The sequence below is a fragment of the Polynucleobacter sp. MWH-UH2A genome, from assembly GCF_018687195.1.
In the GTDB taxonomy this organism is placed as follows: Bacteria; Pseudomonadota; Gammaproteobacteria; order Burkholderiales; family Burkholderiaceae; genus Polynucleobacter.
The window spans coordinates 989227-1006700 of the sequence record NZ_CP061321.1; the positions used below are offsets into that span (position 1 = coordinate 989227).

General features: G+C 43.9%; 21 protein-coding genes. 11 read left to right on the top strand and 10 right to left on the bottom strand.

The features are described 5' to 3' along the window. Window positions 1–2: 2 nt before the first annotated feature. Window positions 3–1469 (bottom strand): YdiU family protein, encoded by a 1467-nt coding sequence (locus IC571_RS05200; protein WP_215317736.1) that lies wholly within the window; start codon window positions 1467–1469, stop codon window positions 3–5. Between the two features lie 54 nt (window positions 1470–1523). Here IC571_RS05200 and IC571_RS05205 point away from each other — a divergent pair, with 54 nt between their 5' ends. Beyond that, window positions 1524–2006, top strand: a complete 483-nt coding sequence (locus IC571_RS05205) for a PaaI family thioesterase (RefSeq protein ID WP_215317737.1) — start codon at window positions 1524–1526, stop codon at window positions 2004–2006. Window positions 2007–2022: 16 nt separating this feature from the next. Here the strand turns inward: IC571_RS05205 and IC571_RS05210 are convergent, their stop codons facing one another. Both IC571_RS05210 and IC571_RS05215 read right to left on the bottom strand, forming a co-directional pair. Beyond that, the gene (locus tag IC571_RS05210; protein WP_215317738.1) at window positions 2023–2880 is read right to left on the bottom strand and encodes an NRDE family protein; all 858 of its coding nucleotides are present in this window, start codon (window positions 2878–2880) and stop codon (window positions 2023–2025) included. A 17-nt stretch (window positions 2881–2897) separates the two neighbouring features. After that, window positions 2898–3902 (bottom strand): folate-binding protein YgfZ, encoded by a 1005-nt coding sequence (locus IC571_RS05215; RefSeq protein ID WP_215317739.1) that lies wholly within the window; start codon window positions 3900–3902, stop codon window positions 2898–2900. A 20-nt stretch (window positions 3903–3922) separates the two neighbouring features. Here IC571_RS05215 and mltG point away from each other — a divergent pair, with 20 nt between their 5' ends. The 6 genes from mltG to IC571_RS05245 all read left to right on the top strand — a co-directional run bounded on the left by mltG (window position 3923) and on the right by IC571_RS05245 (window position 8934). After that, window positions 3923–4990: an endolytic transglycosylase MltG gene (gene mltG, locus IC571_RS05220; protein WP_215317740.1), complete on the top strand. Its 1068-nt coding sequence runs from the start codon at window positions 3923–3925 to the stop codon at window positions 4988–4990. 23 nt (window positions 4991–5013) lie between these two features. Continuing rightward, complete coding sequence (tmk, locus tag IC571_RS05225; protein ID WP_215317741.1) at window positions 5014–5646, top strand: dTMP kinase; 633 nt, start codon at window positions 5014–5016, stop codon at window positions 5644–5646. Continuing rightward, window positions 5643–6791 (top strand): DNA polymerase III subunit delta', encoded by a 1149-nt coding sequence (locus IC571_RS05230; protein ID WP_251373515.1) that lies wholly within the window; start codon window positions 5643–5645, stop codon window positions 6789–6791. The genes tmk and IC571_RS05230 overlap by 4 nt, the downstream gene beginning before the upstream one ends. A 43-nt stretch (window positions 6792–6834) precedes the next feature. Beyond that, window positions 6835–7623, top strand: a complete 789-nt coding sequence (locus tag IC571_RS05235; protein ID WP_215317742.1) for a TatD family hydrolase — start codon at window positions 6835–6837, stop codon at window positions 7621–7623. Window positions 7624–7625: 2 nt separating this feature from the next. Further along, complete coding sequence (locus tag IC571_RS05240; protein ID WP_215317743.1) at window positions 7626–8336, top strand: ankyrin repeat domain-containing protein; 711 nt, start codon at window positions 7626–7628, stop codon at window positions 8334–8336. Window positions 8337–8406: 70 nt separating this feature from the next. Continuing rightward, on the top strand, window positions 8407–8934 hold the full coding sequence (locus IC571_RS05245; protein ID WP_215317744.1) for an ion channel: 528 nt from the start codon (window positions 8407–8409) through the stop codon (window positions 8932–8934). Here the strand turns inward: IC571_RS05245 and IC571_RS05250 are convergent. The 5 genes from IC571_RS05250 to hyi form a co-directional block, all read right to left on the bottom strand. After that, the gene (locus tag IC571_RS05250) at window positions 8931–9908 is read right to left on the bottom strand and encodes a DUF3108 domain-containing protein (RefSeq protein ID WP_251373517.1); all 978 of its coding nucleotides are present in this window, start codon (window positions 9906–9908) and stop codon (window positions 8931–8933) included. The two genes, IC571_RS05245 and IC571_RS05250, sit on opposite strands and share 4 nt — an antisense overlap. A 43-nt stretch (window positions 9909–9951) precedes the next feature. Next, complete coding sequence (locus IC571_RS05255) at window positions 9952–10521, bottom strand: HNH endonuclease (RefSeq protein ID WP_371742901.1); 570 nt, start codon at window positions 10519–10521, stop codon at window positions 9952–9954. 96 nt (window positions 10522–10617) lie between these two features. Next, window positions 10618–11211 (bottom strand): YqiA/YcfP family alpha/beta fold hydrolase, encoded by a 594-nt coding sequence (locus IC571_RS05260; RefSeq protein ID WP_215317746.1) that lies wholly within the window; start codon window positions 11209–11211, stop codon window positions 10618–10620. A 13-nt stretch (window positions 11212–11224) separates the two neighbouring features. Beyond that, window positions 11225–12124: a 2-hydroxy-3-oxopropionate reductase gene (glxR, locus tag IC571_RS05265; protein ID WP_215317747.1), complete on the bottom strand. Its 900-nt coding sequence runs from the start codon at window positions 12122–12124 to the stop codon at window positions 11225–11227. 29 nt (window positions 12125–12153) lie between these two features. Further along, window positions 12154–12933 (bottom strand): hydroxypyruvate isomerase, encoded by a 780-nt coding sequence (gene hyi, locus IC571_RS05270; protein ID WP_215317748.1) that lies wholly within the window; start codon window positions 12931–12933, stop codon window positions 12154–12156. Between the two features lie 146 nt (window positions 12934–13079). Between hyi and IC571_RS05275 the strand changes: the two genes are divergently transcribed. Together IC571_RS05275 and IC571_RS05280 are read left to right on the top strand one after the other, a co-directional pair. Further along, entirely contained in the window at window positions 13080–13685 is a 606-nt protein-coding gene (locus IC571_RS05275; RefSeq protein WP_215317749.1) for a hypothetical protein, read from the top strand. Window positions 13686–13689: 4 nt separating this feature from the next. Then, window positions 13690–14544, top strand: a complete 855-nt coding sequence (locus IC571_RS05280) for a M48 family metallopeptidase (RefSeq protein WP_215317750.1) — start codon at window positions 13690–13692, stop codon at window positions 14542–14544. A 12-nt stretch (window positions 14545–14556) separates the two neighbouring features. On the opposite strand, the gene IC571_RS05285 is transcribed toward IC571_RS05280, so the two are convergent. Beyond that, entirely contained in the window at window positions 14557–14802 is a 246-nt protein-coding gene (locus IC571_RS05285; RefSeq protein WP_215317751.1) for a hypothetical protein, read from the bottom strand. Window positions 14803–14864: 62 nt separating this feature from the next. Beyond that, window positions 14865–15314 carry a DUF4118 domain-containing protein gene (locus IC571_RS05290; protein ID WP_215317752.1) on the bottom strand — a complete coding sequence of 150 codons (450 nt, stop codon included), beginning with the start codon at window positions 15312–15314 and terminating at the stop codon, window positions 14865–14867. A gap of 45 nt (window positions 15315–15359) precedes the next feature. Here IC571_RS05290 and IC571_RS05295 point away from each other — a divergent pair, with 45 nt between their 5' ends. Beyond that, window positions 15360–16250 (top strand): carboxylesterase, encoded by an 891-nt coding sequence (locus IC571_RS05295; protein ID WP_215317753.1) that lies wholly within the window; start codon window positions 15360–15362, stop codon window positions 16248–16250. A 208-nt stretch (window positions 16251–16458) separates the two neighbouring features. After that, a complete protein-coding gene (locus IC571_RS05300) occupies window positions 16459–17469 on the top strand; it encodes a TolC family protein (RefSeq protein WP_215317754.1) in 1011 nt (336 codons plus the stop codon). Window positions 17470–17474: the final 5 nt, after the last annotated feature.

The following is a 17474-nucleotide window of genomic DNA, read 5'->3' on the forward strand; positions in this document are numbered from 1 at the left end:
ATTTAGGAGGAACAGCTAACTTCCACTTTCTCTAAATCTGGGGGTGGGGGCATAGCATAAGTCTCATATTCTGGCTGCTCATCATATGGCCTACTGAGTATTTCAAGTAATCTCTTCACTTCTGAGAAGTCATGTTGCTTAGCCTTGTCGATAGCAGCTTGGGCCAAATGATTTCTCAAGATATATTTTGGGTTTGCTGCGTTCATGAGCTTCCGCCTTTCACCATCATCACTATTTTCAGATTTAAGGCGGTTGATGTAATCGGAAAACCATTGATCAATAGACGATCGATCTATGAAATGATCTCTCAGACATATTGTTTGTATATCCTGGTTCTGGCGAGTTTGGCTTAATTGTCTAAAGAAATAAGTGAAATCCACTTTGGAATCATGCATGGCTTGGAGTAAGCGCTCAATCAGTCGGATGTCCCCATCGTCCTCTGTCATCAAGCCGATCTTTTGCCTGAATAGAGATTGCCAGGCACTTGCATAGGCCACAGGGAATTCCTCCAGCGCTTCACGCAAGAGCGATTGCGCTTCACTGGCATCATTAGATAGCTCAAGCAAAGGCAGAAAAGCGCTCGCTAGGCAGGCCATATTCCAATGCATGATCTGTGGCTGGCGATGATATGCATATCGACCGCCTTGATCGCTATGATTGCAAATATGATCAATTTGAAATTGATCCATGAAGCCAAATGGTCCGTAATCCATGGTTAGACCGATGGCGCTGATATTGTCGCTATTCAGCACCCCATGACAAAATCCCACAGCCTGCCATTGCGCCACCAACTTTGCATTGCGCTGACATATTTGCTTAAATAATTCTAAATAAGGATTAGATGCGTTTTGGCATTCAGAATAGTGATCCTGAATTAGGAGGTTTGCCAGCTCTGCTAGGCGGGATGTATTTTGTAGTGATGCAAAGTGTTCAAAGTGGCCAATGCGTAAAAAGCTTGGTGCTAGGCGAGTGCATACGGCTGCTGTTTCCATGATTTCACGACGCACCGGCATTTCAGAGCCTACAACAGAGAGAGCTCGTGTGGTGGGTATTCCCAATGAGTACATTGCCTCGCTACATAAAAACTCGCGTATTGAGGAGCGAAGAACTGCACGTCCATCGCCCATTCTGGAATAGCGTGTTTTTCCAGCACCCTTGAGTTGCAATTCCTGACCTTGGATTTCTCCCAACAAGATCGCTCGCCCATCACCCAATTGTCCTGCCCACACTCCGAATTGATGGCCACTATATACAGTTGATAAGGGTTGTGTGAATTGATGGGATGTGGAGCTCAATGCATTGCCGGCACAAACCTCAAGCCATGTGGCATCAGCAGGGAGCTCATTAGAGCCAATCTCAAGGCCAATCAATTTAGCCGCAGAAGATGAAAAAGCAACCCAATATGGATTGGGAATAGGACTAGGGGGTGTTATTTGACAGGCGTCATCGCCACTCAAGGTAAATGCCATGAAGATATTCTAGGTGACTTCCCAAAACGGTGCTAAAGACCCTAAAATCTTTGGATGAACAAACAAGTCCAAATCAATCCCCAAACTCAACTAGCGAATTTAGGTGAGGAATTAAACGTCCCCTTTTTAAAACTTCTGGGGGTACGCTTTCTTAGCGCTGAAATGGGCAAGGGTGAAATTCTGCTGGCACTCAAGCCAGAACATACCAATACCTGGGCTGTTGCTCATGGTGGTGTTTTGCTTACCCTGATGGATGTTGCTATGGCTGTTGCCGCCCGCTCTGGTGATCCGAGTGATCGAAGTGTAGTCACCATCGAACTTAAGAATAATTTTATGCAAGCCGCCAATGGAATATTGCGCGTCAAAGCAGATACCGTGCGCAGAACGGCTACCATGGCTTTTTGCGAAGCTAAGCTTTACAACGATCAAGGCGAAGTATGTTGCATGGCGACAGGTACATTTCAGTACATCAAAAGGCTGCCGACTCGCAATGCCAAAGGTGAACGCGTAGTGAACGAGGACCTACGTTCAAGCTAGAGGTTTATTGTAAAAATTAAACCGAGAGGTTTGAGTCGGGAGCAGTGCTGAGGGCGCCAGTAATGACATCATGCCCAACTGTACCAGTAGCATCAAAGCGACGCTCTACCATTTCAAACTTTCCATCCTTGCGTACTCGAAGCAGGGTACTCGAACGTGTTCCATAAGATGGTGTTTTGATAAATGCAGGTGAGAGAGCTTTTTCCCACTCTTTGCTAACGCCAGTACTAGGCAATTCATGATCACTGGCATAGCGAGTATCTGCAAGAACTTTTAAGTATTGATCGGCATTTTTAAGCTCACCCTGGTCCATCGCTAGGGCTTGTGCAAAAGCGGCCACTCGATGATTGACCTTTGGCCAGGGAGTATCGAGCATGGCATTGGATAAACCATAAACACCTGGTGCTAATGGCTGATTGGGAAAGACTTTTCTAGGGCGAATACTTTGTCCCATCAGCATGCGATTACTGACCCAGTGCATTTCTGCATTTGCGGGGTCACTTAAGTCTGCCACCAGCAAGTTAAAACCGTTGTAAAGACTGAATCGTTTAGATTGCTGCTCTACAAAAGAGGCTGGCTTATCTTTGCTGGTTAAATACATTAAAGAAAGTTCACCCCTAGTGCGAGCATCTGGATTTTTCTCGCTTGGAGCCCGAACATTAGTAAGAGCTGCAAACTTACCGGCTTTACTAAAGCCCAACCAAGTACCTGGACTTCCCAATACATCTGCGCGATCTCTTCCAGCGAGAATATGGGGATGCTCAGACCAATAAGAAATACCTTCGGTATCACGCTCATAGAACTCATCGCGATTCGCAGCCACGACTAAAGAATAGTCTGGATGAGAATTCCATGCGAATAGGATGAGGCACATAATGTTCTAGGGGTTTATTAAATTTCGATCAAGGGGTAGGGTAATGGATCTAGTTTTAACACAGGCCCATCTATACTTCCTAGTCGTATTTCCCCATGCTCAAGCGCTTCTGATTTGCACTCAATTTGCAGGTCTATGCGGTCCTCGACAAAAGCAGCATGCGAAGAAAGAACCACCATTCCAGCTGGCTGGCTGGTATCCTCGCTATGAAATAGCTCTACGCCAGGATCAAAAGAGGCGCCATTTAGTTGATCGGTCGGTACATGAGCCAAGCTCAGTCGACGTTTAATGACGCCTCGGTATTGGCTACGGGCCACAATTTCTTGACCTGGATAGCAACCCTTCTTAAAGTCCACGCCTGCAACCGATTCTAAATTGATCATTTGCGGTACAAATTGTTCTTGAGTTGTTTGCACGATCCTGGGGATAGCGCTCAAAACCTCAAGATCATTCCATGTAGAAAGTACCCTGTCTTGATCTTCCATTGCTCCAGATGGTTGAGCTTGTGCAATCAAAACTCGTCCATACATTTGATTGTGAACCTCAACATCGGGCATTTGAAGTCCAATTTGATTTTCTTCGAGCGTTAATGAATTTACTTGATTGGTAATAGAGCAAAAACCCAAGACTGACCAATCATGTGAGGCGTCAGTGACTTTAACTTTGGATCGTAAAACATACATAGCCAAACGTTTGGCAATACCCGCGGCAATATCATTTGAGATAAATAAAGCAAAGCGATCATCTGATGCGCTATCTCGTGGAACCAATGCAAGCCAAGCACTAGCTAGTAATCTTCCTTTTGGGCTGCAATATCCCGCCAGTCGAACAGATGATGGCGTGCGCGCAATTTCAGGAGAAAGGGTGCGTTTTAATCCCAATACCGAATTCGTCAACTGATTCTGCAAAAAACTCGCCGCGTCAGGTCCTTCAATAAAGATTAATCCCCACTGATGCAAAGGACAAAACCCAAAATCACCAGGGTTTCTTTGTAATGGAACATTTTGGCTAGAGTTTGTCATCTTCCTTTTATCATAGCCTGATGCGCAAAAAAATTCAGAGGGGAATCCTTTTTAGGCAAAAAAAGTCCTCGGGTCGTGGACCGCTTCCATACTTATCAGTTTTAGTAGGCTTGGTGGCTGTTCTCTATGCGGCCATTTTTATGTGGCCGGTAGTGCCCAGTCTTTCTAATGTGGACAATAAACTTGTTTACCGCGTAAAGATTTCACCCCACTCTAGCTTGGCAAGCATTTCTCAGCAGTTAAAAGAACAGGGGCTTCTACTTACAACTATTCAGTTTCAGATTAGCGCACGCGCCATTTTTGTCGGTTCGAAATTAAAACCTGGCACCTACTTATTGCCAACAGGCGCTAGCTTAGGAAAAATATTGCTGCAGTTTGCACGTGGTGATCGAGTTCGAGAAAGTATTGCCATTATTCCAGGGATGACCATATGGCAATTGCGGGCGTTAATTGATTCACATCCTGCATTAATTCACCAAACAAAAGGTCTTAGCTCAAAAGCGCTACTGCAAAGTTTAAATCTGAATTTTCCAAGTGATGAAGGTATTTTTTACCCCGACACCTATCTATTTGATCCGGATGAGACCGATATCACCATCTATCAGCGCGCCTCTCAGGCTTTGCAAAAGCAGCTAGACCAAGCATGGGAACAAAGGGCGCCCGACCTCCCTTTAAAGAACCCTTATGATCTATTGATCCTATCGTCCATTGTTGAAAAGGAGACTGGAAAATCTAGCGATCGTGGTTTAGTTGCTGCCGTATTCATAAACAGACTTAAGCAGGGAATGATGCTCCAGACTGACCCAACAGTGATCTATGGCATTGGCTCCCGTTTTGATGGAAACCTTCGGAAAGCAGATTTGCGCAAAGATAATCCCTACAATACCTATATGCGTAAAGGTTTACCACCAACCCCTATTGCCATGCCAAGCAAAGAGTCGCTTTTAGCTAGTGCTCACCCCGCACAAAGTAAGGCTTTGTATTTTGTGGCCAAAGGTGATGGCAGTAGCCACTTTTCTGAAACACTGAACGAGCACGAATCTGCGGTTGATCGTTATCAACGAAAACCAGCTCTCGAACCAAATTAGCCAATTACATTTAGTTAACTGATATGAATCCTGGATATTTCATTAGTTTTGAAGGCATTGATGGTGCCGGAAAAAGCACGCACATCGATCGCTTTTGCAAGCTAATGCAAGATCGATACCCTGATCGAGAAGTAGTTGTCACGCGCGAGCCTGGTGGGACAGCTCTAGGTGAGCAATTACGAAGTTTGTTGCTTGATGCACCCATGAATATCGAAACAGAAGCATTACTTATGTTTGCGGCAAGACGTGAGCATATTGCGCAGATTATTGAACCAGCATTAAAAGCAGGAAAAATAGTGATCTCTGACCGCTTTACTGACGCCAGCTTTGCATATCAAGGAGGGGGGCGTGGGTTAAGCATCGCCAAATTGAATGACCTTGAGCGCTGGGTTCAGGGCCAAGCAGATGGCTCGCTACTGCAGCCAAATTTAACCATATTGTTTGATTTGCCTGGTGAGGTTGCGGAAGCCCGACGCTCAAAAGTTCGTGCGCCGGATAAATTTGAAAAAATGGATTTAAATTTTTTTGATAAGGTTCGTCAGGAGTATTTGAGGCGCGCCAATGAAAATCCCAAGAGATTTCATTTAGTGGATGCGACCCAGACTCCCGAGGCTATATGGAACGGCTTGGAGCGCCTGGATATAGAGTTGAAATGAACGATTTGATGTTTCCTCCAGAGCAGCATGAGAGCAATATTGCGCCATGGCTCAAAACACTGTGGTGTAGCTTAGATTTTGAGCGTTTTCCGAATGCCATTTTGATACATGGGCAATCAGGTGTTGGTAAATTTGCATTCGCTGTAGAGCTTGCCAAGGCATTGCTATGCGAATCCCCGTATTCAGCAGAAAAGCCCTGCAATCAATGCGATGGGTGTCACTGGTTTAGCACGGGAAATCATCCTGACTTTACGCCTTTAGTCCCCGAAACCCATCGTAAATTACTCCCACAAGCGGATTACGAATCTGATGAACCCGCTAAAAAGTCCCGCACTTCTCGAGGCGAGGACGATGCAGAGCCCAGCGAGAAAAAAGAGAGGAAGAATATTTCCATAGAAGAGACACGCAGCGCTATAGAGAGTCTCTCTATAGGGTCTCATCGAGGCGGAAACCGAGTCATTTTGATATACCCCCTGGAGATGCTTCGTTCTGATTCGGCCAATACGCTTCTTAAATCACTAGAGGAGCCACCCGAAAAAACGATATTCATCTTGCTGGCCGATAGAGTGGATCGCGTTCTGCCCACTATTCGATCACGCTGCAGGCTATTAAGTGCCCCAAGGCCCGATCAAGCTGAGGGCTTAGCTTGGCTGAAAACTCAATTAGGCGCCATCCCTGAAATCAAGGTAGCTGATGGTGATGTTGAGGCGATTTACAACGAGCAGGGTGGGGCACCCTATGCGGTGCTTGAGTCTTTGATTGCAAGACACAACAAAGATGAAAAAGATGAACTCACTATGTCCATTGCCGCATCCAGAATACTGCTTCAGTCAATGGCACAAGGTGCTCGAATCAATTGGCTTGAAACGGCAGAGAAAGTTCATAAAGCTCAGTATGCATTTTTGTTGGCAACTATGCAGCGCTGGGTTTCTGATTTACAAATCGTGATTGAAGGCGGGGTGCCTCGATACTATCCAAAGCACATAAATACGCTTAAGGGCCTCTCGCAAACGGCGCAAACTCTCAAACTTCTTCAATTTTGGAAATCACTTGTCCAATCAAGAAGATCCGAAAACCATCCACTGGCTGCCCGCGTCCAATTGGAGGCCTTGCTCTCCCAATATCAGCAAGTTTTTGAAGCCTAAGCAGAATCCTGAATTACCCCCATACCGTCTAAAATGAGAGTCTATGTTTATTGATTCCCATTGCCACCTCGATTTTCCAGAGTTTAAAAATCGTCTACCTGAGGTTTTGGCGAATATGAAATCTGCTCAGGTGAGCCACGCGCTTTGTGTTTCTGTAGATATTCCGGACTTTCCCAATGTGTTGAAGCTGGCTCAAGAGAATGTGAATCTTTATGCTTCAGTTGGTGTACACCCTGATTACGAAGATACCCCTGAGCCTACGTTAGAGTTTTTGGTGGAAACCGCGTCCAAACATCCAAAAATCGTTGCCATAGGCGAAACAGGCCTTGATTACTATCGTATGGGTGATCGAAGCTACGAATCCATGAATTGGCAGCGAGACCGATTCAGAACCCATATTCAGGCCGCACGAAGAACAAAAAAGCCATTAATCATTCATACACGCTCAGCTTCAGTTGACACCATCAAGATCATGAAAGAAGAGGGCGCCGATCAAATCGGCGGGGTAATGCATTGCTTCACCGAAAGTTATGAGGTAGCTAAACAAGCTATGGAATTAGGTTTTTATATCTCTTTCTCGGGAATAGTGACATTTAAGAGTGCGAAAGACCTCCAGGAGACCTGCAGGCAGATCCCTCTAGATCGAATGCTGATTGAAACGGATTCTCCTTATTTGGCGCCCATTCCGCATCGCGGCAAAACGAATGAACCCGCTTGGGTATCAAAAGTGGGTGAATTTGTAGCAGATCTAAAGGGGGTTTCAGTGGAGACACTTGCAGAGCAAACTTCAATTAATTTTAATCAATGTTTTCATATAGATGGAAGCCTTTAATAATGTATTTACTTAGAAATAAATCCCTGTGTTTTGGACTCCTTATTGCCATTTCCAGCTTTCAAATAGGCGCACAAACAAATGATCAGGCTGAAGATTTTGCTAAGGCGGCTAGGTTTGATGACGTTTCTGAGGTCAAAACCCTTATTTCTAAAGGTGTTAGCCCAAATACAGTTGATGCAAAGGGTAATCCTATGCTTGTTTTGGCCATCAAAGATAGGTCTACCAAAGTGACTGAGTTATTGCTTCAGAATCGCAATATTGACGTTGATTTGTCAAATAAGTATGGCGAAACACCTCTCATGATGGCTTCAATTGAGGGAGACTTGCCTATAGTGAAAACTCTCGTCTTACAGAACAAGGCTCGCATAGATCATATCGGCTGGACTCCATTGCATTATGCTTGTGCCAAGGGGAATCTAGATGTCGCCAAGTTCCTGGTGGCAAACGGTGCTGTAGTCGACTCCAACGCGTTAAATGGGACAACACCCTTGATGATGGCCGTTCAGTCAGGTAATGAGGATCTCATTCGTTTCCTATTGGAAAATGGCGCAGATATTCGATTGCGCAATACTCAAGGATTCTCAGCAATTGATATCGCCGAAATCTACGACAAACCTTGGATTGCTGATGGACTCAAATCACGCTGGCAAAAGCTATACAAACAGCCATATCCTGGACCTCAGAAGCAACTCTCTACGAAATCCTCATAAATAATATTTGCGTATAATCATTATTATGTCAAATAAGATATTTATGTCGGAATACCTCTAGCCAATGACCATGTTTAGCTTTATTCAAAATACAGACCTTCCAAGCTTTGCTACCCTGTTCAACGAAATCAATTTGGATATGGGCAATGGGCAGATCTGGGTTGTGGTGATGTTGGCTTGCCTGATGCTGGCAATCCATGCAATAGCAGTGTTAGGTATTGCTGGAGCATTTCACGCCATTGATGATGTCATGACAAGACGCCGGATCTATGGCGCTAGTTTTCTGTCGTATTTCATTGCAATCTTGCTAGTAATCGCAATTCATTTAGCCGAAATCGTTGTTTGGGCCTATATTTGTGTCGCACTTAAGGTATTTCCTACCAATCCGCAGACTTTTTACTTTGCCGGTGAAATGTATACAACCGTTGGTTATGGCGACTATAAACTCACCGAGCAATGGCGAATATTGCCCATCATTATTTCCTTTTCAGGGATATTTGCGGTATCGATGTCGGGTGCAGCTCTTTACACCATGATGGGCGCATTATTGGGCCATAACCGTCAGAATCAGAACCCAAAGTCAGGCTCAGGATTCTAGAGTTGCCGATTGGTCGCCACCGGATTCTTTTGCTTAAAGACCAACTCAAGTATTCGTCCATTTGCTTCTAGAGAACGAATGCGACCAGGAAGCCATTCAAGATCCTTAGCCAGCCATATATCTACTTGGCGTTTATAAGGATCATTTTCTCTTTGCATTAATGCATAATGCCGATTAACGGACTTACCTAGACTGGGTATATCTTCGTTGTTTGCTTCACCGTAGCTTTTGAAATGCCATTGATCTAGCGTGTTGTAATCGACCACTGGTATAGAACGAATCGTGCCTGGATCGTCTATTTTGGCGTCCCCATTAAGTAATGATGCCAACTGAAACATGAGGCTAAAGCGATCCTGGGTACCAGGAACAATGCTAGGTGTGAATTCCGGTTTCTCAGAAAAAAACATCTGCCCTCCTCCACTACCATCTCGATCAAAGCGTGAATAGCGTGGCGCCTTAGTACCACGTTGCGTCCAATATATAGCGGGAGCGATTCCAAATAAATCAACAGCTCCTCTAGATTCAAAGACGAACGGACCCACAAATGCATACGGTATGTTGATATGAAGGCGATAAGAATTGCCATCTACAACCCAATCAATCTCACCAGTTTGCAACTTCTGCCCATCAACAAAGGAGTCGTAATAAAGGGTCCCGGATTCTGGGAGTTTGAACAGAACACCGGGTTGATTTAGTGATCCAGATTGCGTGTTCGAGCTTAGTGATGAGTCATTCTCTAAGCTACTAGCTCTATTCGTTTTTGGGGGGTTTTGTTTTGGGGCTTTGGCTATTTGGATTTGTTTCGGAGGTTCGGTTTTTAATTCTGATCTGATGATTAAATCTTCTGAGGGATCTGGATTTCCTCCAAAGGTAATGAAGGGTAATCCGAAAAATAAAATGAAGTGACCCAATATGGATAAGAGCAAAGCAATCGAGAAAATGCGCAAGGAATGATTGCGAAGGGATGTACTCATAAAAACATTCATGCTGGACTGCGATACTAGCAAAGAATCGGCTCTAAATCAGAGCTTCAAGTAGACGACTATTTTTTGGGAGATTAGCAGCTAAAAAGTCCATTTGATCCGCCAAGATATTGCGTCCTTTCAGAATCATGTCCTCATAAAGGCTAGGCAAATAAGGCGTATACAGCAGACTCATTCCCGCTTGTTCGGGCGTTCGATTGCCTTTCCGCTGGTTGCATGGTCTACAGGAAATAACTAGATTCATCCAAGAGTATTTTCCACCCCTACTATTTGGAATAATGTGCTCTGCTTCCGCGCCACTCTCATGAATGGAGTCACCGCAATATGCGCAGAGCCCCCGATCACGTTTGAAAAGTTTGTGTTTAGTAATTACCGGAACTACATCGAAAAGATTAATTTTGGAGCTGCCTTTAACAGCAATGATGGAATGGAGTTCAATAATAGATTGTGTGCCGCTACTGCGAGAGATGCCGCCACGCATTCGCATGATGGGATCACCTAAAGTCCAAAGAACGCTGCTCTCTGCATAATGCTTAGTAGCTTCTTCTGCATTCACCCAGCCTTGGGGAATTCCACCAGCGTCTAATTTCAAGATGCTCAGCACAATCTCTCCTTTCCAGGCCGCCACCCTATCTATATGAAAGTGAAAACGGTCATTTTGCTCATATTACCGAATAAGCAAAAAGCAATCAAGAAAGAGCTAAGGCTGGGTTGAGATAAATTCCAGAACCCGCGGAAGGTGGTCCGCATAGTCGGCAATTCCATGGTCACTGCCATCCAGTACCAAGTGTTTTGCGCCAGGATAAAAGTGAACCATTTCTTGCCAATCCAAAAGCTCGTCGCCCTTTGCGGCAATTAAAAAGTAACGGGATGGATTGGTAATCTTTTCTACCTGCAATGCTTTGAGCTCGTCGATATATTCAGAGCGAAAATCAAAAGGCTCATCACTGTCATAAGCGGTCATCATGCCAACATGGGGTGCCAGTTCTCTGGCAGCCCGCACTGCTGGATTTAAAAGAACTGCCTTGCAATTATATTTTTCAGCGAGGTAATTTGCATAAAATCCGCCCAGTGAGGAGCCCACCACCACCATTTGATCAGCACCAGATTCCTGAATCTGTTTTTCAACCATCGCCATGCTTTCTTTTGGTGAAGCAAGCAATTGCGGGCAATACCATTGAATGGGATTGTCTAAGGTTGATATGGCATTAATTCCCTCGCCTGTCATTACTGCCTTACTAGAGCGAGGCGACGAGCGAAATCCGTGCAAATAAACTAATAATGTTTTACTCATAAGTACACTTCAATTAAGACTTCTGCCCCACTTCGAAATTCGCCATCATTTCTAGGGCCTTAACCATTGCAGAGTGGTCCCACCCTTTTCCACCATGTGCTGAACAAGAGTTAAATAGTTCTTGCGCTGTAGCGGTATTCGGTAAAGATACGCCAAGTGACTTAGCGCTATTAAGAGCCAAATTAAGATCCTTTTGATGAAGCTCAATACGAAAACCTGGGTCAAAGGTGCGCTTTACCATGCGCTCACCATGAACCTCTAAGATTTTTGAACCAGCAAAACCACCCATTAAAGCTTGGCGAACTTTAGTTGGATCAGCACCTGCTTTGGAAGCAAATAACAACGCTTCAGCGACTGCCTCAATATTAAGGGCAACAATAATTTGATTGGCAACTTTTGCCGTTTGTCCATCGCCATTACCGCCAACTAAATTGATATTCTTTCCCATCAGATCAAAAATAGGTTTGACCCTATTGAAAACGCCCTCATCACCTCCTACCATGATCGATAAGGTCGCATTCTTTGCGCCTACCTCTCCGCCAGATACGGGTGCATCGAGATAATCACAGCCAAGCGCATTGATTTTTTTAGCAAACTCTTTAGTGGCGATTGGGGAAATAGAGCTCATATCCACAACAACCTTCCCCTTGCTCAATCCAGCAGCCACACCATTGTCTCCAAACAGAACTTTTTCAACATCTGGTGTATCGGGGACCATTGTGAAAATGATGTCCGCATTCTGTGCAACTTCTTTTGGACTTGAGCACTGTTTTGCATTGGATTTCGCTAGCAACTCAGGAACTTTGCTGCGCGTGTTAATGAAGACAGCATGTCCAGCATTTACAAGATGGCTTGCCATTGGCGCCCCCATAATGCCAAGGCCAATAAATCCTAGTTTTAATTGATTACTCATGACGTCTCCGACTGTAGGTGTTTTATATATTAAGAAGTAAGTTGTTTTGTCCAGCCAAGACCTGCTTCAGTGGTAGTTGCGGGCTTGTATTCGCAGCCAATCCATCCCTTGTAGCCCATGCGGTCGAGATACGCGAAGAGGTAACGATAGTTAATCTCGCCAGTGCCTGGTTCATTGCGACCGGGATTGTCAGCAAGTTGAATGTGGGCAATACGTGGCAGATATTTTTGAATAGTATTTGCTAGCTCGCCTTCCATGCGTTGAGCATGATAAATATCGTATTGCAAATACAGGTTATCCGCACCCACATCATCCATGATTTCTATCGCTTGAGCAGTTCTAGATAAATAGAATCCGGGAATGTCGTAGGTATTGATTGGCTCGATTAGCAAGCGTAAATTTACCTTCTTTAATTCTGAGGCGGCAAAGCGTAGATTTTCAATAAAGGTAGCGCGCACAAGCTCGGGCTTAACGCCATCAGGAGTTTTTCCTGCCAAGCAATTTAGCTGGCTTACACCAAGGGTCTTGGCATATTCAATCGCCTTTGCAATTCCTTTGCGAAACTCTTCAACCCGATCTGGGTGACAGGCAATACCTCGTTCACCAGCATCCCAGTCCCCAGCTGGCAAATTATGCAGCACTAAATGCAAATGGTTTTTGCTCAGTTGATCTTTAATCTCTTGAGCGGAATGCGCATAAGGAAAAAGGAACTCAACAGCCTGAAAGCCTGCCTTTTCCGCCTTTTCAAAGCGCTCCAAAAATGGAACTTCATTAAAAAGCATGGTGAGATTGGCGGCAAACTGTGGCATTGGGTCCCTTTGATATACAGATTAAGCAAGAATCTTAACAAAGATAGAGATATTCATCCTGAGCCTAAATAAAGGTCCGTAATCACTGTTTTTGAATAAAATTGCGCTAATATTGTGAGCAAGATCGTTTACTTATAAGGAACAGAATGAATATTCAATTGATCAAAGCCTCCTTAGGGCTTATAGCGGCATCGACTATCTCAACTTTGGTTGTTGCGCAACCGAATGCAACTCCTGCAGCCAGCAAGCCAATGGTGATTGATGCTGCTGTCGTCGACAATAGTTACTCCCTATATGAAGGCGATGTTGTTAAGGTTGATAAAAAGACCCGCACTATCACCTTTAAGAATAAAGAAGGTGAATCTAAGTTTGTTGCAGGTCCTGAAATTACTAATTTCAATCAGATTAAAAAAGGCGATCACCTTAATGTGAATTATCAACTTGCAGTTGCCATTGAGTTGATAAAAACAAAAAGTGATGGTGTGCGTAGCAAGGTGGAGACCAACACAGTCACAAGCTCAAAGGCAAATGAAAAGCCATCTGAAACGATCGCAAATAAAACAACCATCGTTGCCGATATCGTTGAAGTGAATCGTGAAAAAAAGCTAGTGTCTGTTAAAGGGCCTAGCGGAAAAATCACGACTGTAACGGTTAAAAATCCTGCCCTGTTAGCTGACGTCAATGTTGGCGAGCAAGTGAAGGTGATCTATTACGACGCTATGGCTGCCTCGATTACTGCGCCTAAGAAGTAATTGAATGCGGTTATTGGTTGTTTGCTGTAAGGTATTAATTAGTTTAACCCTATCTACCCTGCTTCTGGCCTGCGCAAATTCAACAAGGTCAGGAGCAGTTGGTATTAATCGATCACAATTCTTGGCGGTATCAGCATCTGAAGTTGATCGCCTTTCTGCTGTTAGTTATAACGAGCAGAATCAAAAGGCTAAAGAAAAAAATATACTCGTTACATCTGGGCCAGCTTATGACAGACTCAAAGCCATTTCGAATCGTTTGATTTCTCAAACAAGCGTTTTTCGAGATGACACACAACAGTGGAATTGGCAGCTTGTTCTGATTGATGCGCCGATACTCAACGCAACTTGCGCCCCCGGCGGGAAGATTACTTTTTATACCGGTTTAATAGAAAAATTAAATCTGAATGATGATGAAATCGCCGCCATCATGGGGCATGAAATTGCCCATGCTCTAAGAGAGCATGGTCGAGAGCGTTTGTCACAAGCCATGGCTCAAAGCGCAGTTGCGAATATTGCGATGGCAGTTGCAGGGCCTTACGGGTCCGCCGTTAGTGCCGCCAATCAAGCGGCTCAATATATTCTTGTCTTGCCAAATTCACGCCAAAATGAATCAGAAGCGGATGCCATTGGATTGGAGCTTGCGGCCAGAGCGGGATATAACCCTAGGGCCGCTATTAGCGTTTGGCAGAAGATGAATAAAGCTACAGAGGGTAAAGGTAAGTTTGAGTTCTTATCTACCCACCCTTCTGGCGATACCAGGATAGAACAGCTTAGAGAGCTAATGCCGGCTGTAGAGCCGTTATATTTAGCTGCAAATAATCAAAATACAAATCAATTCATCCAAAAACAAAAGAAGTAGTTGAGTTTCTAATTATTTTTTGTTCTGCGCGCCAGCAGGATTTGGAGCTTGGCTAGTTTGACTGGCAGGGGCTGCTGGTGGGATAGGTGTAGTCTTTGGTGCCACTGGAGCTGCAGGTGCAGGTGCAGTTGGGTTTGGTTTAACGCTCCCAGTAGCGGATGTTGGAGATTTGGCGTCAAACGGATTAAATCCCAACCCTGCCGAATAGGCCGGCATAGCTACCAATAGAGAAATCAGGATTGCTGAAATTTTGTGCATTACAGCATTCTGACATAGTTCACAGGGATTTGCATTAATACGGCACAAAATATGCAATATTCTTAAGAAATTTGGTTTTTTGCCCTTTTGATTGCACTACTAGCCTCGCTAAGCAACTGGAAATTGCTGTTGCTTACTCTACTCGTAAGGTCGGCTTTGTAACGCTCGCGTTGAAGCCATTCAACAATTCCAACGGCTATCAAGGCAATGAGGATATAAGAAGCAAAGACAAATCCGTCCTGCGGGGTCGGCACATCAAATGAGTCAAATGGTGGGACAAAGAAAAAGAAGGCCAAAGGAACCGACAAAACAATTGTCAAGATACTGGGCACATAGCCATAAAAAAGAGCGATGACAATAGTATTTAGGATAAAAAATGTCATGGGAATATTGGCCTGCAAAAACCCGTGCAAGCTAAAACGTATGCAAAATGCAACAAAAACCCCGAATACTGCAAAGAAGTAGGCTTCAGCGCCACTTTTTGCCCACCGTCTCGAATTTAGTATTTTCATGGGTAATAATGAAGTCTTATTAAATGGGCCAATTTAAGCACCCGTATGAGCGATTTATCAAGTAAAAAAGAACAATTCGAATCATTCTATCAAGGTAAAACGGGGCATACAGTAGTTTTGCTTCCAGGCCTTTGTGGGTCAGCTCTAGAGATGGGTGCAATTCCTCGCTTGTTGCAGCAATCTGATTTAACCTATGTAATTCCTAAAATACCCGGTTATTCGGCGCATACCGCCCTAACTGATTACCCAGAATGGATTGAGTTTGTAGATCAATTGGTAACGGATTTGCAGGAAAGTCATGAGGCTATCTCGCTCGTGGGCCTCAGCATGGGGGCAACCTTAGCAATTTCTGTTGCTAGCAGGAATCAGAAAATTCAAAGCTTATGTCTTTTGTCGCCAGTGCTGTTTTTTGATGGATGGTCAGTTCCCTGGTACTACCCTTTTCTTTCCCTCATATATAAGATTGGAATACGAAATTGGCATTACAAGGAATCAGAGCCATTTGGTGTAAAGAATAAAGAATTAAGGCGTCATATCCGAAAGGCCGTACTAGCTAATAATGTTAGCGAGTTAGGGGCCGCCCATTTGCCTGCCAAGCATCTTTATCAATCACTCCAATTAATCAAAGATGCAAAAAAATCATTAGGCGAGATCACGGCTAATACATTAATTATTCATGCAATTGATGATGAGACTGCGTCACCAAAAAATCCAGATCTTATCCTTCATGGAATTTCATCTGAAACCAGAAGAGTTATTTGGCTTGGTAATTCGTATCACATGATTACCGTAGATAATGAAAGAGAAATTGTTGCTAATGAAGTAATTAACTTCATCGCGCAATGTAATGAGAGATCAACTTTGGCAAAGACTCTAAATTACAACACTCCGAATTTAATTATTAAAAACCGATTGACTAATCAACGTGTCATATAAACTTTCAAGTCTGATAATCGGTTTTTGTTTTGCAACATTTTATTCTGTTGCAAACGGTCAAAATTTGCCCCCATTTAAAACACAGGGCACAAACTTTCAAGCAATAACACTTCCCTCCTACCTGAGTGAATTGAATGAAAGAAATTCGAACATTAAGGTTAAAAAACTGAACTCAGATTCTGCATCGGCTGTCGCAAAGCAGGCTGGCATGCCACATCTAAGTCCCCTGCTGACCTATTCAAAAGGAAGTATCTATACACAACAACCATACATTGGCTATACCAATCCCTCTTCGAATACATTTGGGGCGACCGTAACTATTGAGGGATGGGGTAAACGTTCGGCTCGAGAAGCGTATGCGAAAGCTGAGGCCAATCGACAACTTGCTGAAATGGTGAATGAATCGCGATCCGTAGAAACACAAGCGATTTTTAATTACATTGATGCCTTGCGCACTAAATTACTTTGGCAATCCTACCAAGGGGCAATTGAGCAATTAAATTCCATTAAAACTGGCGACGCAACTAGATTCAAGGATGAATTTATTTCAGCTCAAAAAGTTCTCAATAATGATTTGAAGTTCTTTTCATACGGATTGCTAAATTACTTGGGCGAGACCGATAAGGCCCTTCCACTCCCTGTTGGCAACCTCAATATTGCGCCTAAGAAATTTAACGTTAGCGAGCTAGTAGTGCATGCTCTTGAAAAAAGGCCGGATGTATCCACCAATAGAGCATCCATTGAATCTGCATCCGCGAATTTGGAGTTGGTGCAAGCAAATCGAAATATCGACTTTATGCCAGGTGTTTACTACACTGAAACGCCGCCCTATACATCGAGTGGAATAGGATATGGATCCCAGAAATCGTTTAGTTTTATTTTGACGGTACCTCTAGGCAATGGCTTTGTAGACAATTCTGATGTTTTGGTTGCATCCAACACCGTTACAGAGCATGAAATTAACTTAAGCTCTACAAAAACTAAGATACTGACTGAGATTAACCAAACTTATTTGCAATATGAGTCAGCTCAGGAACGATTAAAAAATGCGAATTTAGCCTTTAAACAGGCAATTAGCCAAAAAAATGGTGGTATATCAAGCATTTTAAGGTATCGAGAGGCCGAAGGAGATCTGATAGAGGCTAGAGCCATTCATGCGAAAACGCTGATACTATTGGAACGATTGGGCGGCAATTTTGAAGTCCCGAGCCTGAATTGAAACAG

What these genes read in the sequence shown, in the direction of transcription:
- IC571_RS05200 (WP_215317736.1), bottom strand. Translation starts at nt 1,469, where the DNA reads ATGGCATTTACCTTGAGTGGCGATGACGCCTGTCAAATAACACCCCCT.
- IC571_RS05205 (WP_215317737.1), top strand. Translation starts at nt 1,524, where the DNA reads ATGAACAAACAAGTCCAAATCAATCCCCAAACTCAACTAGCGAATTTA.
- IC571_RS05210 (WP_215317738.1), bottom strand. Translation starts at nt 2,880, where the DNA reads ATGTGCCTCATCCTATTCGCATGGAATTCTCATCCAGACTATTCTTTA.
- IC571_RS05215 (WP_215317739.1), bottom strand. Translation starts at nt 3,902, where the DNA reads ATGACAAACTCTAGCCAAAATGTTCCATTACAAAGAAACCCTGGTGAT.
- mltG (WP_215317740.1), top strand. Translation starts at nt 3,923, where the DNA reads ATGCGCAAAAAAATTCAGAGGGGAATCCTTTTTAGGCAAAAAAAGTCC.
- tmk (WP_215317741.1), top strand. Translation starts at nt 5,014, where the DNA reads ATGAATCCTGGATATTTCATTAGTTTTGAAGGCATTGATGGTGCCGGA.
- IC571_RS05230 (WP_251373515.1), top strand. Translation starts at nt 5,643, where the DNA reads ATGAACGATTTGATGTTTCCTCCAGAGCAGCATGAGAGCAATATTGCG.
- IC571_RS05235 (WP_215317742.1), top strand. Translation starts at nt 6,835, where the DNA reads ATGTTTATTGATTCCCATTGCCACCTCGATTTTCCAGAGTTTAAAAAT.
- IC571_RS05240 (WP_215317743.1), top strand. Translation starts at nt 7,626, where the DNA reads ATGTATTTACTTAGAAATAAATCCCTGTGTTTTGGACTCCTTATTGCC.
- IC571_RS05245 (WP_215317744.1), top strand. Translation starts at nt 8,407, where the DNA reads ATGTTTAGCTTTATTCAAAATACAGACCTTCCAAGCTTTGCTACCCTG.
- IC571_RS05250 (WP_251373517.1), bottom strand. Translation starts at nt 9,908, where the DNA reads ATGAGTACATCCCTTCGCAATCATTCCTTGCGCATTTTCTCGATTGCT.
- IC571_RS05260 (WP_215317746.1), bottom strand. Translation starts at nt 11,211, where the DNA reads ATGAGTAAAACATTATTAGTTTATTTGCACGGATTTCGCTCGTCGCCT.
- glxR (WP_215317747.1), bottom strand. Translation starts at nt 12,124, where the DNA reads ATGAGTAATCAATTAAAACTAGGATTTATTGGCCTTGGCATTATGGGG.
- hyi (WP_215317748.1), bottom strand. Translation starts at nt 12,933, where the DNA reads ATGCCACAGTTTGCCGCCAATCTCACCATGCTTTTTAATGAAGTTCCA.
- IC571_RS05275 (WP_215317749.1), top strand. Translation starts at nt 13,080, where the DNA reads ATGAATATTCAATTGATCAAAGCCTCCTTAGGGCTTATAGCGGCATCG.
- IC571_RS05280 (WP_215317750.1), top strand. Translation starts at nt 13,690, where the DNA reads ATGCGGTTATTGGTTGTTTGCTGTAAGGTATTAATTAGTTTAACCCTA.
- IC571_RS05285 (WP_215317751.1), bottom strand. Translation starts at nt 14,802, where the DNA reads ATGCACAAAATTTCAGCAATCCTGATTTCTCTATTGGTAGCTATGCCG.
- IC571_RS05290 (WP_215317752.1), bottom strand. Translation starts at nt 15,314, where the DNA reads ATGAAAATACTAAATTCGAGACGGTGGGCAAAAAGTGGCGCTGAAGCC.
- IC571_RS05295 (WP_215317753.1), top strand. Translation starts at nt 15,360, where the DNA reads ATGAGCGATTTATCAAGTAAAAAAGAACAATTCGAATCATTCTATCAA.
- IC571_RS05300 (WP_215317754.1), top strand. Translation starts at nt 16,459, where the DNA reads ATGCCACATCTAAGTCCCCTGCTGACCTATTCAAAAGGAAGTATCTAT.